The sequence below is a fragment of the Corynebacterium senegalense genome, assembly GCF_900411315.1.
GTDB lineage: Bacteria > Actinomycetota > Actinomycetes > Mycobacteriales > Mycobacteriaceae > Corynebacterium > Corynebacterium senegalense.
Window position 1 is genome coordinate 1,159,979 of the sequence record NZ_LS990887.1, and the last position, 13,419, is coordinate 1,173,397.

At 69.3% G+C, this 13,419-nt stretch carries 15 protein-coding genes; 3 read left to right on the top strand and 12 right to left on the bottom strand.

Going from position 1 to position 13,419, the window contains the following annotated elements:
• Positions 1 to 50: 50 nt before the first annotated feature.
• A complete protein-coding gene (locus DYZ02_RS05690; protein WP_115686387.1) occupies positions 51 to 272 on the bottom strand; it encodes a glutaredoxin family protein in 222 nt (73 codons plus the stop codon).
• A gap of 104 nt (positions 273 to 376) precedes the next feature.
• Between DYZ02_RS05690 and DYZ02_RS05695 the strand changes: the two genes are divergently transcribed.
• Positions 377 to 1,411, top strand: coding sequence for an HAD family hydrolase (locus DYZ02_RS05695; RefSeq protein WP_115685381.1), 1,035 nt, complete (start codon positions 377 to 379; stop codon positions 1,409 to 1,411).
• A 75-nt stretch (positions 1,412 to 1,486) separates the two neighbouring features.
• Here the strand turns inward: DYZ02_RS05695 and DYZ02_RS05700 are convergent, their stop codons facing one another.
• The 5 genes from DYZ02_RS05700 to DYZ02_RS05720 form a co-directional block, all read right to left on the bottom strand.
• Positions 1,487 to 1,588, bottom strand: a complete 102-nt coding sequence (locus DYZ02_RS05700) for a 30S ribosomal protein bS22 (RefSeq protein WP_003855542.1) — start codon at positions 1,586 to 1,588, stop codon at positions 1,487 to 1,489.
• 222 nt (positions 1,589 to 1,810) lie between these two features.
• Positions 1,811 to 2,002, bottom strand: a complete 192-nt coding sequence (locus DYZ02_RS05705; RefSeq protein ID WP_115685382.1) for a helix-turn-helix domain-containing protein — start codon at positions 2,000 to 2,002, stop codon at positions 1,811 to 1,813.
• 191 nt (positions 2,003 to 2,193) lie between these two features.
• Positions 2,194 to 3,027 carry a pyrroline-5-carboxylate reductase gene (gene proC / locus DYZ02_RS05710; protein WP_115685383.1) on the bottom strand — a complete coding sequence of 278 codons (834 nt, stop codon included), beginning with the start codon at positions 3,025 to 3,027 and terminating at the stop codon, positions 2,194 to 2,196.
• A gap of 40 nt (positions 3,028 to 3,067) precedes the next feature.
• Positions 3,068 to 3,970 carry a hypothetical protein gene (locus DYZ02_RS05715; RefSeq protein WP_115685384.1) on the bottom strand — a complete coding sequence of 301 codons (903 nt, stop codon included), beginning with the start codon at positions 3,968 to 3,970 and terminating at the stop codon, positions 3,068 to 3,070.
• Positions 3,970 to 4,914, bottom strand: a complete 945-nt coding sequence (locus tag DYZ02_RS05720) for a Ppx/GppA family phosphatase (protein WP_115685385.1) — start codon at positions 4,912 to 4,914, stop codon at positions 3,970 to 3,972. Before DYZ02_RS05720 ends, DYZ02_RS05715 begins: the two co-directional genes overlap by 1 nt.
• A gap of 12 nt (positions 4,915 to 4,926) precedes the next feature.
• On the opposite strand from DYZ02_RS05720, the gene DYZ02_RS05725 reads away from it, so the two are divergent.
• A complete protein-coding gene (locus tag DYZ02_RS05725; protein ID WP_115685386.1) occupies positions 4,927 to 5,865 on the top strand; it encodes a DUF3109 family protein in 939 nt (312 codons plus the stop codon).
• Here the strand turns inward: DYZ02_RS05725 and DYZ02_RS05730 are convergent.
• Genes DYZ02_RS05730 through DYZ02_RS05750 form a run of 5 tightly spaced genes read right to left on the bottom strand, consistent with a single transcriptional unit; the run spans position 5,862 to position 10,906 of the window.
• Entirely contained in the window at positions 5,862 to 6,551 is a 690-nt protein-coding gene (locus DYZ02_RS05730) for a response regulator transcription factor (protein WP_115685387.1), read from the bottom strand. The two genes, DYZ02_RS05725 and DYZ02_RS05730, sit on opposite strands and share 4 nt — an antisense overlap.
• Positions 6,548 to 7,792, bottom strand: a complete 1,245-nt coding sequence (locus DYZ02_RS05735; protein WP_115685388.1) for a sensor histidine kinase — start codon at positions 7,790 to 7,792, stop codon at positions 6,548 to 6,550. Before DYZ02_RS05735 ends, DYZ02_RS05730 begins: the two co-directional genes overlap by 4 nt.
• 15 nt (positions 7,793 to 7,807) lie before the next feature.
• A complete protein-coding gene (locus tag DYZ02_RS05740; RefSeq protein ID WP_115685389.1) occupies positions 7,808 to 8,557 on the bottom strand; it encodes a phosphoglyceromutase in 750 nt (249 codons plus the stop codon).
• 37 nt (positions 8,558 to 8,594) lie between these two features.
• Positions 8,595 to 9,854 carry a D-inositol-3-phosphate glycosyltransferase gene (mshA, locus tag DYZ02_RS05745; protein WP_115685390.1) on the bottom strand — a complete coding sequence of 420 codons (1,260 nt, stop codon included), beginning with the start codon at positions 9,852 to 9,854 and terminating at the stop codon, positions 8,595 to 8,597.
• 23 nt (positions 9,855 to 9,877) lie between these two features.
• A complete protein-coding gene (locus DYZ02_RS05750) occupies positions 9,878 to 10,906 on the bottom strand; it encodes a MinD/ParA family ATP-binding protein (RefSeq protein ID WP_115685391.1) in 1,029 nt (342 codons plus the stop codon).
• Between the two features lie 219 nt (positions 10,907 to 11,125).
• On the opposite strand from DYZ02_RS05750, the gene DYZ02_RS05755 reads away from it, so the two are divergent.
• The gene (locus DYZ02_RS05755; protein WP_115685392.1) at positions 11,126 to 12,844 is read left to right on the top strand and encodes a long-chain-fatty-acid--CoA ligase; all 1,719 of its coding nucleotides are present in this window, start codon (positions 11,126 to 11,128) and stop codon (positions 12,842 to 12,844) included.
• 36 nt (positions 12,845 to 12,880) lie between these two features.
• On the opposite strand, the gene DYZ02_RS05760 is transcribed toward DYZ02_RS05755, so the two are convergent.
• Complete coding sequence (locus DYZ02_RS05760; RefSeq protein WP_115685393.1) at positions 12,881 to 13,405, bottom strand: O-acetyl-ADP-ribose deacetylase; 525 nt, start codon at positions 13,403 to 13,405, stop codon at positions 12,881 to 12,883.
• Between the last annotated feature and the right edge of the window lie 14 nt (positions 13,406 to 13,419).

Below are 13,419 nucleotides of genomic sequence, written 5' to 3' on the forward strand. Positions count from 1 at the left end.
ACATCCCTCCGGAAAGTCCCAAAAAATCAAACTAAAGTATAACCCAGGCGTCAGGACAGCTCGGCTGCCAGGTCGTCGTTGTCGACCTCCCAGCAGGCGAACTCCTCGCCGTCGATGACGACAACGGGCACGCGGTCGCCGTATTCCATCGCCAGTTCGGGGTCGGCGGCCGCGTCGACGTCGACAAACGAAAGGCTCGCGCCGCACTTCTCGACGACAGGCGCGATCTGTTCCGCCACCCTCGCGCACGACCCGCAGCTCGCGCGCACCATCAGCTCCACTTTTCTCACTAGCCCTCCTAGCCCAGCGCTCGGCTCCGCGAAGAATTACGATTGATAACGCTACTCCCACATCCATCGAAAGGCTGATAGGCACCATGAGCGCGGACTTCGTCCCCCTCCCCGGCAGCGAATTCCTCGCCCAGTGGTCGGCCTCGCAGGGCAACCTGCGCCGCTTCCTCGAGGACACCGCGCTGCCGCCGCTTGACGACGCCTCACAGCGCGCCGCCGGCGAAGCAGCCGCGGCCGCCGCCGTGCAGGAGACTTTCGGCCTCGACCTCGACCAGTTCGCCCTCGGCGTCGACTCCGTCGGCGGCGCCTTCGCCTCCGCGGGCTCCTCGACGGTCACCGCCCCCGACCCCGACATCCCCCAAGACGCGCAGGCTGCGGCGTTCTTCGACATCGACAACACGCTCATCCAGGGCTCCTCCCTGGTGCTGCTCGCGGCGGGACTTGCCCGGCACCGCTTCATCACGCTGCGCGAGCTTCTGCCCGGCCTGATCAAGCAGGTGCGCTTCCGGCTCAGCGGCACGGAGAACCACGACGACATCGCCTCCGGGCGCGAGCAGGCGCTCGGCCTGGTCAAGGGCAAGAGCGTCGCCGAGCTGAAGGAGCTGTGCGCCGAGATCGTCGAGCAGCACATGCTCAGCAAGGCCTACCAGCCCACCATCGAGCTCGCCTCCATGCACATCGCGGCCGGCCAGCAGGTCTGGCTGGTCTCCGCGACCCCCGTGCAGATCGGCCAGGCGCTCGCCCAGCGCCTCGGCTTCACCGGCGCGCTGGGCACCGTGGCGGAGGAGGAGGACGGGCGCTTCACCGGCCGGCTCGTCGGGGACATCCTGCACGGGCCCGGCAAGAAGCACGCCGTGGCGGCGCTCGCCGCCGTCCAGCAGCTCGACCTGGCGCAGTGCACGGCCTACTCGGACAGCGTCAACGACATCCCCATGCTCTCCATGGTGGGCACGCCGGTGGCCATCAACCCCGACCGCAGCCTGCGCGCCCACGCCGAGCGCGCCGGCTGGGAGATCCGGGAGTACCGCTCCGTGCGGCGCCTGGCGCGCAGCTGGGCGCTGCCGCTCGGCGCCGCCCTGGCCGTGGGGGCCGCACTTGTTCTCCGCCGCCGGCGAGGTTAAAGGCGCGAGCACCCGGCGGGGCACGGACAGAGAAAAAGCCCGCCCCGGAAGACTCCGGGGCGGGCCACGCGCGGCTTACTTGCCGAGCTTACGACGCTGAACGCGGGTGCGGCGCAGCATCTTGCGGTGCTTCTTCTTGGACATGCGCTTGCGGCGCTTCTTGATCACAGAACCCATAGGGCTTCCTCATTTCGCTCGGTTGTACGTACAGACCTGCCGGCGCACGTGGAACGCGCGGAGCGCGTCGGGCGGGGGAGGTGCACTCTCCAGCCGCCGCACCGGCGCCAGCATGAATGTTCCCAGCATAGCGCCCGGCGCGGGTCAGGCCAAAATGCGAAAAGCTGCGCCGCCCGTGCCGTCGCGAAGCGAGCGGGGGGGCGGCGCAGCTCGGCGGGGAACCTACCCGACGTCGTACACCGACGAGTCGAGGTAGTCGTTCACCGCCGTCTCGTTCACGCGGAAGGAGCGGCCCACGCGCACGGCGGGGAGCTCACCGGAGTGAACGAGGCGGTACACCGTCATCTTCGAGACGCGCATGATCTCCGCGACCTCGGCGACGGTGAGGAACTTGCCCTTTTCTTCGTTAGCCATAAATTAGTTAACCCTTCAAGCACGGTCGCGCTGCAGGCTTCCCCTCCCGCAGGACGAACACGCACGTGCTGGAACCAGCCTAGCGTGAACGGTGGGCGCCTTGCGACTCAAGTGCAGAAAATTTTTCAGAGTTCACCCAGTCAACTCTCCGGCACTGCTGTGACGAAACCACACTCGCGTTATTCGCGGCCTTATTTGCCCAGTTCCCGGGCCCGGCACGCGCAGGCGTCGGTGGCGCGGTACAGCGCCCCGCGCAGGCCGGACTCCTCCAGCTCGCGGATCGCCGCGGCCGTCGTCCCCGCCGGCGAGGACACGGCGTGGCGCAGCTCCGCCGCCGACTTCTCCCCCGCCAGCATCTCCCCCGCGCCCGCCGCCGTGGCCGTGGCGAGCTGGCTGGCCGTCTCGCGCGGAAGGCCGAGGGCCACGCCTGCGTCGATGAGCGCCTCGGTGAGCAGGAAGTAGTACGCAGGCCCCGACCCGGACAGGGCCGTGGCGACGTCGATGAGCGACTCGTCGAGCTCCACCACCTGGCCCGTCGCGGCCAGCATCGCGCGGATCGCGTTGTGCTGGTCCTCCTCCACGTAGCGGCCGAACGCCGCGATGTGCACGCCCCGGCCCACCAGCATCGGGGTGTTCGGCATGACGCGCGCGACCGACGTGCCCGCCGAGGACGCGGCGCTCTCCATCGCGGAGATGGTCACACCCGCGGCCATCGAGACCAGGGCCGTGGACACCTCGTTCTTCGCCACGGTGTCGCCGATCTCCTCGATCACGCCGAGCACCTGGGCGGGCTTGACGCAGAGGAAGCAGACGTCGGCGTCGACGGCCGCCTCGTTGTTGTCGTCGGTGGTGACCACGCCGTAGCGCTCCGCGAGTTCCGCGCCTCGCTCGGGGCTGCGGTTCGTCGCCGTGATGCGCAGCGGCTCCACGCCCGCCGAGATCAGCCCCGCGATGAGCGCCTCGCCGATGTTGCCGGCCCCGAGGACCGCAATCTTGTCTGCCGCGATGTCAGTAGTCGAGTTCATGCCCCTAGGGTGCCACACACCCCGGCCGGCCGGGCACCCGCTACACCAGCAGGGCTGGACCGAAGGCCACGACGACCGCGGCGACGCCCGCGAGGGTGGTGGTCACGCCGTCGCGCCCGGTGCGCATGGCGCGCACACCGAAGACGACAGCCAGCACCGCTACCACGGCGAGGAGGACGGACACGATGGTGCTGGTATTCGTCCACACCCACTGGAAGGCGAAGAAGCCGAGCACGCCGAGCAGCAGGCCCGCGAAGACCAGCAGAACGAGCATGATCGGGTTGAGCGTGCCCTCGTCCTCCAGGTCCGCCTCCTCCCGCTCGGCCACGCGGCCGGGCGCGGCGGGCTCGACATCGCGGTCGCCGAACTCGTCGAGGCCGGACTCCGCCGCCGGCGCGGGCACCGCGGGGATCACTCCGGTGTCAGCCGGGGCCGCGACCTTCGTCGAACCGGTCCCCGTCTTCTTCTCCGGCTCCGCCGTCACCTTCCGGATCACGGCGGTGTCGTCCGAGGTCGGTGCAGCCTGCTTGCCGACGCCCTTCTCGCCCACTCCGGAAGGCTCTGGCTTTGCGGGCTGGGGCTTCACAGACCCGGCCTTCACGGGCTGGGGCTTCGGCTGCTCGGGCTTCGACTGCTCTGCCTTGGCGGGCTCGCGCTTCGGCTGCTCCGCCTTGGCGGGCTCAGCCTTGGGCGCCTCCGGCTTCGGCGTGGGCGTCGGCTTCGGCGGGGTGGGCGCCGCGGGGGCGTCGAGAGGCACGCTCGAGTGCTTGACCTCGACGGGCTGCGCCTCGACCTTCTTGATCGACCCGGTCAGCTCGGCGACGGACACGCCGCCCTCCTCCAGGCTGCGGCGACGGCGGGGACGCGACGAGGCACCACCCGGGTTCTGCTTCTCCGCCCGGGCGAGGAGCTCGGCAACGGTGAGCTGCTTGTCCTCAGACATTAGACGTCATCTCCTTGGTCGTGTCCTTGATCCATCCACCGGAGAATCACGCCTTCGCGCAACGCCCACGGGCAGATATCCAACTTATCAAGATTAAGGGCCCGCATGGCGGCCTCCGCCACCAGGGCACCCGCGACGATCTGGTGGGAGCGGTCAGAATTGATGCCCTCGAGCTCCGCCCGGTCGGCCGCGGTCATGCGCGAGATGAACGCGATCAGCTGGCGCAGGCCCGGAGCGGTGAGGGTGCGGCGGACGAACGGGCCCGCCGAGGAGGGCGCGGCACCGGTCAGGCGGGCCAGCGAGCGGAACGTCTTGGACGTGCCCACCGCGAGGCTGGGCTCCCCCATCGCCCGGAACTGCTCGGCCGGGCCGGCCAGCTCCGCGTCGATGTAGTCGCGCAGCATGTTGATCTTCTTGCGCTCGGGCGGGTCGGTGTCGAACCACTGGTGGGTCAGGCGCCCGGCGCCCAGGTCGAGGGAGACGGCGAGGTCCGGGGTCTCCTCCACGCCGGTGGAGATCTCCAGGGAGCCGCCGCCGATGTCGAGGTTGGTGATCCGCCCCGCGGACCACCCGTGCCAGCGGCGCGCGGCGAGGAAGGTCAGGCGCGCCTCCTCCTCGCCCGAGAGGATGGTGAGGGTGACGCCGGTGCTCTTCTCCACCTTCTTCAGCACCTCCTCCGAGTTGGTGGCCGAACGCACGGCGGAGGTGGCGAAGGCGAGGAACTGCTCGCACTTCAGGTTCTCCGAGAGGTCCTTGGCCTCCTGGACGGTGTCAATGAGCCTGTTGACACCCTTGTCCTCGATGTTGCCGTGCTTGTCGAGCATCTCGACGAGCCGCAGCGGCTGCTTCCAGTCGCTCATCGGGGTGGGCCGTCCGCCGCTGTGGGCATCCACCGCCACGAGGTGAACGGTGTTGCTGCCTACGTCTAATACACCTAGTCGCACACCCCCAGAGTAATGGGTCTACCGTACTCAGGTGTGAATCAACCGTCCCCTAAGCCCGTGTTGCTCGGGTTCCCCGCCTCCTCCCCGGCGGGCGCCTCGATCCTCGCGGGCCGCGAAGTTGCCCCCGACTTCCCCCGCGAATGGTTCGAGTTCGTCCACCCGGACGACCCCACACACTACTTCTCCATCGACCTGACCTGGGCGGAGTCAACCTGGTCCTGCCGCTTCGGCACTCCCGAGTGCCTGGGCATCGACGAGTCCTTCCCCGTCGTCGGCTGCTGCATCCACGGCGCCTACCTCTCGGACGAGACCGACCGCGACGACCTCTACAACGCCGTGGCCGAAATGCCGGCGAAGTATTGGCAGCTGCGCCCGGCGGAGGTCGATTCCTACATCGCCGCCGCCGACCCCGTCGTCCTCGAGCCCTGGCTGGAGTGGGACGACACCGACCCCGCGGAGGACCCCAACGAGGAGGGCCCCCACCTGAAGACAAAGGTTGTCGACGGCGCCTGCATCTTCGCCAACCGCGCCGACGCCGAGACCGGCCCCGGCTGCGCCCTGCACCAGTGGGCCGTGGCGGAGGGGCGCAACATCGTCGGCTCCAAGCCGGAGGTGTGCTGGCAGGTCCCCTTCTCCCGCGAGGACGCGTGGGAGGAGCGCTCCGACGGGGTGGAGATCCTGCGCACCACCATCGGCGAATACCACCGCCGGCAGTGGGGCGGCGGGGGCGAGGACTTCGACTGGTGGTGCACCTCCTCCCCCACCTGCCACTCGCCCGGCGCGCCGACCGGCACGCCCGTGTGGGAGTCGATGAAGGACGAGCTCACGGCCCTGATCGGCGAGGAGCCCTACCGCATCCTCGCCGAGCACTGCCGCGCGCGCCGGGCGCTTCCCGCCTCCGCCCGCGCCGTCCACCCGGCGACGGAGCGGGCCTCGCGCGGCGAGTCTTAAACCTCGAACTTGTAGCCCAGCCCGCGCACGGTGACCAGCTGCGTCGGGCGGGAGGGCTCGCTCTCGATCTTGGTGCGCAGGCGCTTGACGTGCACGTCGAGGGTCTTGGTGTCGCCCACGTAGTTCGCGCCCCAGATCCGGTCGATGAGCTGCCCGCGGGTGAGCACACGGCCCGCGTTGCGCATCAGGTACTCGAGCAGGTCGAACTCCTTGAGGGGCATGGGCACGGGCTGGCCGTCGACAAGCACCGTGTGCCTCTCGACGTCCATCTTGACGCGCCCGACCTCGATGATCTGCTCGTCCTCGGCCTCCGCCGCCTCGGTCTCGGCCCCGCGGCGCAGGACGGCCCGGATGCGGGCGACGAGCTCGCGGGTGGAGTAGGGCTTGGTCACGTAGTCGTCCGCGCCCAGCTCGAGGCCGACGACCTTGTCGATCTCGGAGTCACGGGCCGTGACCATGATGATCGGCACGGCGGAGACGGCGCGCAGGCGGCGGCACACCTCGGTGCCGCTCATGCCCGGCAGCATGAGGTCCAGCAGGACGAGGTCGACGCCGCCCTTGTCGAACTCCTCGAGCGCCTTGGGTCCATCCTCCGCCACGACGGCCTCGAAGCCCTCCTTGCGCAACAGGTACGCCAGTGGATCGGCGAGGGATTCTTCGTCTTCCACGATGAGGATGTTCGTCACTGCTCTTCCTTTTCCTTTCGCCGGGCGGCCACCCTTGTTACGGCCTTGCGGATCCCGGAGCCGGATTCGCTGTCCCCGGGCTCGGCCTCAGCGGGGTGCTCTTCCGGCTTGTAGATGGGCAGCTCGATCGTGAATGTCGAGCCCGTCCCGAGGCGGGACCACAACTTGATATTACCGCCGTGGTTGATCACCACGTGCTTGACGATGGCAAGGCCGAGCCCCGTCCCGCCGGTGGAGCGGGAGCGGGCCTTGTCCACCCTGTAGAAACGCTCGAACACCCGCTTCTGGTCCTCCGGGGCGATGCCGATGCCCCGGTCGGTCACGCGGATCTGCACCACGTTGTCGCGCACGACCTTCTGGGTGATGCTGACGGGCTGGCAGTTCGGCGAGTAGTTGATCGCGTTGGACACCAGGTTCGACACCGCGGCGGTGAGCAGGGCGCGATCACCGACGACGAAGAGGCCCGTCGGGACGCCGCGCGTCAGCTCGATCTCGCGGTTGTCGGCGGAGACCGTGTTGCGCTGGATGGCGGCGTCGATGATGTCATCCACCCGGACCAACGCCATTTCGGGCAGGGCCTCGGCACCCTGGAGCTTGGACAGCGAGATCAGATCGGTGATCATCTCGCCCATCCGCTGCGACTCCTTCTGCAGCTTCGTCCCGAAGTAGCTCACCATCTCCGAGTCGGTGGGGTCCTGGAGCAGGGCCTCCGCGAGCAGCGAGATGCCGCCGATGGGGGTCTTGAGCTCGTGGGAGACGTTCGCCACGAAGTCGCGGCGCGCCGATTCCATGCGCACGTTCTCTGACTCGTCGGAGCCGTAGGCCACCACGAAGGAGTTGTCGGTGAGCGTGAGGGGTTTGACCAGGGCGCGGACGTTCCGGATGCGGTTGCCGGTGGCGCGGCGCGGCATCTCGAGCTCGAGGGTGCGCTCCTCCTTATCCTCGAAGACCTTCTCGGCCGCCTTCCATACCAGCGGGTTGAGGGTGCGGTCGTGCACCAGGGCCATGTCGTGGGCGCGCGAGTTGGACAGAATGACGCGCCCGGCCCGGTTGATCACGGCCACGCCCGTCGGCGAGCCCTGCACGCTCAGGTGGAGCACCTGGCTGATCGTGGAAACCTGCTGCTCCTCCGCCTCGGCGGAGGTCAGGGAGCGGCCGTGCCACCGCCCGAAGCGCTGCGTCACGGGCACGGCGAGAATGGTCAGCGCGCTGCCGATGAGAAACGCGAGGGCGAGTGACAATCCGTGTACTTCCCGCTACTTGTTGCCCTGGTTCGCCACGGCGGCGGCACCGGCTGCGGCAGCCTCCGGGTCCAGGTAGGTGCCGCCTGGGTTAAGCACCGCGCCGTTGGCGTCGATCTCGTAGACGAGCGGCATGCCGGTCGGGATGTTCAGCCCGGCGATGTCCTCGTCGGAGATGTTGTCCAGGTACTTCACCAGGGCGCGCAGGGAGTTGCCGTGCGCGGCGACCATCACGTTCTTGCCCTCGAGGACCTCCGGGAGGATCACGTCGACGTAGTAGGGCAGGAAGCGCTCGACAACGTCCTTCAGGCACTCGGTGCGCGGCACCTCGGGCAGAAAGGCGTAGCGCGCGTCGTCGGTCTGCGCGTACTGGTTGTCCACCTCGATCTGGGGCGGCGGCGTGTCGTAGGAGCGGCGCCACGTCATGAACTGCTCCTCGCCGAACTCCTCGCGGATCTCGGCCTTGTTCAGGCCCTGCAGCTTGCCGTAGTGGCGCTCGTTGAGGCGCCAGTTGCGCTTGACCGGGATCCAGTGGCGGTCCGCGGCGTTGAGCGCGATGTTGGCGGTGCGGATGGCGCGGCGAAGCAGGGAGGTGAAGACGACGTCCGGTAGGACGCCCTCCTTGACAAGCAGCTTGCCGGCGTTGACCGCCTCCTGCTCGCCCTGCTCAGTGAGGTCGACGTCGACCCAGCCGGTGAACTGGTTGGACTTGTTCCACTCGCTCTGTCCATGGCGGACCAGAATCAGCTTTCCTTGTTTTGCCATGTACCCAGCATGCCACGATCGCCGTCTGCCTGCGCCGTTACCCGCCGAACGGATCGCGCTCGTGGGTGCCCGGCTCGAAGGCGTCGAGGGTCCGCCGGTAGACCGCCTCGAGGTTCTCGGCCGCGGCGGCCCAGCTGAATCCTGCGGCGTGGGCGACGGCGGCGCGGCCCATGGCGATGCGCCGGGAGTCGTCAACGAGGAGCTGGCCCAGGACCCCGGCCCACTCGGCGGGGTCGTGGCTGTCGACGAGGAGCCCCGTCTCGCCGTCGGCGACGGCCAGCGGCAGACCGCCGACGCGCGCCGCCACCACGGGGGTTCCCGTGGCCTGGGCCTCGACGGCCACGAGACCGAAGGACTCGTTGTAGCTCGGCACGGCGACGATATCCGCCGCCTGGTACACGCTGACCAGCTCCTCCGGCGGGCGCGGCCCGAGGAAGCGCACCCGCGCGCCGAGGCCTTCCTCGACGGCGAGGCTGCGGTACGCCTCCACGCTCGCCTCGCTTCCCGACGCCCCACCGCACAGCAGCAGGCGGACGTCGCGAAGCGGCTCGCGGCGCGCGAGCTCGCCGACCGCCCGGATCAGGACCTGGGGGCCCTTGAACTCCTGCAGCCGGCCGACGAAGGCGATCACCTTCGCGTGCAGCGGGATCCCGAGGTGGCGCCGCGCCACCTCGGTGTTGCGGTTGGTGCCCGGGGTGAACAGGGCAGTGTCGGCGCCCGGAGTGACCACGGTGATGACGGCGGGGTCGACGTCGTAATGGGCGGCGAGCTCAGCGCTCTCGTTGCCGGTGTTGACCACCAGCGCGTCCGCGTTGTCCACCAGCTGCTGCTCGCAGATGCGCCGCGCCTCGCCCTCGTAGGAGCCGGCCTGCGCCGCGTTCTTCACCGCCGCCCAGGTGTGGCCGGTGTGGACGAGGGGGACGCGGGCGAGGTCCGCCAAAAGCCACCCCACCTGGCCGGAGAGCCAGTAGTGGGAGTGGACGAGGTCGTAGCGCACCCCGTGGGCGCGGGTGAACTGGACGATCCCGCCAGCGAAGGCGGCCAGCTGCGTCGGCAGCTCCTCCTTGCTCAGGCCCTCGTAGGGCCCGGCGACGATGTTGACCACCCGGAACCCCGGCGCGACCTGCACGACCTCGCCCTGGCTCGGGCGGGAGGCGCGGGTGAACACGTCCACCTCCACACCGCGCCGGGCGAGCTCCTTCGCCACGTTGAGCACGTAGACGTTCATGCCGCCGGCGTCGCCGGCCCCCGGCTGCTCGAGCGGGGAGGTGTGCATGGAGATCATGGCAACGCGCATGCGCCCCACTCTACGGGGCCGCGCTACCACGCGGCGTGGCGGTGCCAGGAGGGGAAGTCGGCGGCGACGGTCGCCGCGAGCTCCCGGTACGCCCGGACCGTTGCCGGGGCGAGGCGATCCAGCTCGACGACGGCGCCCTCGGCGAGGTGCCTGTCATAGGGGACGGAGTGCACCGCCCTGGTGCGCGCGGCGAAGTGCTCGACGAGCCGGGCGATGTCAATGGTCGGCTTGCCCGGCGCGGAGGCGGAGATCACCACCACCGCGTTGGCCGCAAGCTGGTCGTAGCCGTGCAGGTTGAGCCAGTCGAGGGTGGCGGAGGCGGACTGCGCCCCGTCCAGGGCCGGGGAGGTGACCAGCACGAGGGTGTTGGCCAAGTCGAGCACCCCGGCCATCGCGGAGTGCATGAGCCCGGTGCCGCAGTCGGTGAGGATGACGTTGTAGTGGTGCTGCAGGATGTCCACCGCCCGGCGGTAGTCCGCCTCGCTGAACGCCTCGCTCACGGCCGGGTCGCGCTCGGAGCCGATCACCTCCAGCCGGGAGGTGGCCTGGTTGGTGAAGGCGCGCACCTGCGGGTAGCGCGAGGTGTCGGGGGCGGCCAGCAGGTCGCGGATGGTCGCGGGCGCGGCGACGGCTGCGCGCTGGGCGAGGGTGCCCAGGTCCGGGTTGGCGTCGATGGCGATCACCCGGTCCCCCCGCTCCGCGGCGAAGACCCCGCCGAGGGCGACCGTGGTGGTCGTCTTCCCCACCCCGCCCTTGAGCGACATCACCGCGATGCGGTAGTCGCCGCGCAGCGGCGCGCGGATGGCGGCCCGCAGCTGCTCCTCGCGCAGCTGCTTGGCCGAGCCGCCGAGGTTGACCCGGCCTCCCGTCACCGTGTGCACCACCCGGCGCCACCCCTTCGACGGCGGCGCCTTGACCGGGTTGATCAGCGTGCTCTGGTCCAGCCCCGGGTCGGGCGCCAGGTTACCGGCCTGAAGTGCGGCCTGGTTGACGGCCTGGTTCGTGCCCGCCGGGTCGGCCCCGGCCGGGCGCGGCGAGACGTGCGCGTCCATGATTGTTCCCCCTGTACCTCCCGATGCCCGCGTCGCGCGGGTTACGTCAAGTTCTTCCACGAATCGGGCGGTGCCGCAACCGGGGGAGCGCGCAGCCGGGGCGAAGGGGTGGAATGTAGCAGCCCTCACGAATCCGGGCGATATGTGACACGGGACACGAATAGTTATCTATACTGATCGCCAATGAGTCGTCGATAAGCGATAAGGAGATCTCCCCCAATGGGCGCATTTGAAGAAAAGGCCTGGTTGCAGCACTATGCGCCGTGGACACCGCACGAAATCGAGCTCGGCGACGACACGATCGTCGACCTCTACGAGCGCAACCTGGCGAAGCACTCGAACCGGGTGGCCACCTGGTTCTTCGGCCAGACCATGACCTACGCGGACCTCAACGAGCAGGTGCTCAAGCTCGCGGCCGGCCTGCAGGAGCTGGGTGTGAAGAAGGGCGACCGCGTCGCCATCCTCCTGCCGAACTGCCCTCAGCACATCGTCGCCTTCGCCGCCGTCATGCGCCTCGGCGCGATCGTGGTCGAGCACAACCCGCTCTACACCGCCCCCGAGCTGCTGCCCCAGTTCCAGGACCACGGCGCGAAGGTCGCCATCGTGTGGGACAAGGCAGCCGAGATGGTCTCCACCATCCGCAAGGACGCCCCGCTGTCCACCATCATCTCCGTCAACATGATCGACGCGATGCCCCTGCCCTACCGCCTCGCGCTGAAGATCCCGGTGGGCCAGTTCAAGCAGATGCGCGAGCAGCTGTCCACCCCCGCCCCGGCGACGATGTCGTGGCAGTCGGTGATGATCGACAAGCAGTTCCACCCGGCCGAGGACATCAAGCAGGACGACACCATCCTCATCCTCTACACCTCCGGCACCACCGGCCCGCCGAAGGGCGCCCAGATCACCCACGGCAACCTCAACGCCGTGCTGCAGTCGGGCCTGAAGTGGGTCAAGGACCTGGGCAAGGAGCGCGAGAAGATCATGGCGATCCTCCCGCTGTTCCACGTCTACGGCCTCGCCCTGAACATGGGCCTGGCCCTCGGCATCGGCGCGGAGATGATCCTCATCCCGTCGCCCGAACCGAGGTTGATCGGGATGGCGCTGAAGAAGAACCCGCCGACCTTCTTCCCGGGCGTTCCCACGCTGTACGAGAAGATCGCGGACGCGGCCATCGAGAACGAGAAGCGCTACCCGTCGATCCGCAACTCCTTCTCAGGCGCCTCGACGCTGCCCGCCTCGACGATCGAGAAGTGGGAGTCCATCACCGGCGGCGTGCTCGTCGAGGGCTACGGCCTGACCGAAACTTCCCCGATCCTCACCGCCAACCCGATGGACGGCAACCACCGCCCGGGCTACATCGGCCTGCCCTTCCCCAACACCGAGGTGCGCATCGCCAACCCGGACAACCTGGACGAGACCATGCCCGACGGCGAGCCCGGCGAGCTCGTCGCCCGCGGCCCGCAGGTGTTCAAGGGCTACCTGAACAAGCCCGAGGCCACGGAAAAGGCCTTCCACAACGGCTGGTTCCGCACCGGCGACATGGGAGTGATGGAGGAGGACGGCTTCATCCGCCTCGTCTCGCGCATCAAGGAGATGATCATCACCGGCGGCTTCAACGTCTACCCCGACGAGGTCGAGCAGGTGATGAAGCAGCACCCGGACGTCGAGGACATCGCGGTGGTCGGCCGGCCCCGCTCCGACGGCTCCGAGGACGTCGTGGCCTGCGTGACCCTGCGCGAGGGCGCGATCATCCAGTCCGACACGCTGCGCGAGTACGCCCGCGAGCGCCTCACCGCGTACAAGGTGCCGCGCACCTTCTACCACTTCGAGGAGCTCGCCCGCGACATGACGGGCAAGATCCGCCGCCGCGAGGTGCAGCAAACCCTCGTGGACATGCTCGACCAGGGCGACGACACCAAGGTCGGCGAGAAGGCCTAGGGCCGGGCTTTCGCTTCTCGACGCCCCACAGCGCCCCTACCCCCGCGCCGCCTCCTCGAGGGCGGCGCGGGTTTTCTCGCTGAAGGCGACGAAGCGCACCTCCTCCACCGGGCTGTCCGGATGCTCCCGCGCGTAGGCGCGGGCCGTGTCCACCGCGATACGCGCCGCGCCCGGGATGGGCCAGCCGTAGACCCCGGCAGAGACGAGCGGGAAGGCCACGGTAGCGGCGCCGAGCTCCGCGGCCACCTCGAGGCTGCGCCGGTAGCAGGAGGCGAGCTGGCCGGACTTGTCCTTCGTCTTCGCCCACACGGGCCCGACAGTGTGGATCACCCAGCGCGCGGGCAGGTTGCCGGCCGTGGTGGGCGCCGCCTCGCCCGTCGGTAAGCCGTCTGGCCACGTGCTCTCCCGCAGCTGCCTGCACTCGCGCAGGATCTCGGGCCCGCCCGCGCGGTGGATGGCGCCGTCGACGCCCCCGCCGCCCATGAGGGTGTGGTTGGCGGCGTTGACCACCGCGTCGACCTGCTGCGTCGTGATGTCGCCGGGAACTACCGAAATCTTCATGCCCCCACGTTACG

Excerpts from the sequence above, each read along its gene's own strand:
- DYZ02_RS05725 (WP_115685386.1), top strand. The coding sequence starts at position 4,927 with ATGGGTCTACCGTACTCAGGTGTGAATCAACCGTCCCCTAAGCCCGTG.
- DYZ02_RS05750 (WP_115685391.1), bottom strand. The coding sequence starts at position 10,906 with ATGGACGCGCACGTCTCGCCGCGCCCGGCCGGGGCCGACCCGGCGGGC.
- DYZ02_RS05690 (WP_115686387.1), bottom strand. The coding sequence starts at position 272 with ATGGTGCGCGCGAGCTGCGGGTCGTGCGCGAGGGTGGCGGAACAGATC.
- DYZ02_RS05740 (WP_115685389.1), bottom strand. The coding sequence starts at position 8,557 with ATGGCAAAACAAGGAAAGCTGATTCTGGTCCGCCATGGACAGAGCGAG.
- DYZ02_RS05700 (WP_003855542.1), bottom strand. The coding sequence starts at position 1,588 with ATGGGTTCTGTGATCAAGAAGCGCCGCAAGCGCATGTCCAAGAAGAAG.
- DYZ02_RS05715 (WP_115685384.1), bottom strand. The coding sequence starts at position 3,970 with ATGTCTGAGGACAAGCAGCTCACCGTTGCCGAGCTCCTCGCCCGGGCG.
- DYZ02_RS05755 (WP_115685392.1), top strand. The coding sequence starts at position 11,126 with ATGGGCGCATTTGAAGAAAAGGCCTGGTTGCAGCACTATGCGCCGTGG.
- DYZ02_RS05705 (WP_115685382.1), bottom strand. The coding sequence starts at position 2,002 with ATGGCTAACGAAGAAAAGGGCAAGTTCCTCACCGTCGCCGAGGTCGCG.
- DYZ02_RS05760 (WP_115685393.1), bottom strand. The coding sequence starts at position 13,405 with ATGAAGATTTCGGTAGTTCCCGGCGACATCACGACGCAGCAGGTCGAC.
- mshA (WP_115685390.1), bottom strand. The coding sequence starts at position 9,854 with ATGCGCGTTGCCATGATCTCCATGCACACCTCCCCGCTCGAGCAGCCG.
- proC (WP_115685383.1), bottom strand. The coding sequence starts at position 3,027 with ATGAACTCGACTACTGACATCGCGGCAGACAAGATTGCGGTCCTCGGG.
- DYZ02_RS05695 (WP_115685381.1), top strand. The coding sequence starts at position 377 with ATGAGCGCGGACTTCGTCCCCCTCCCCGGCAGCGAATTCCTCGCCCAG.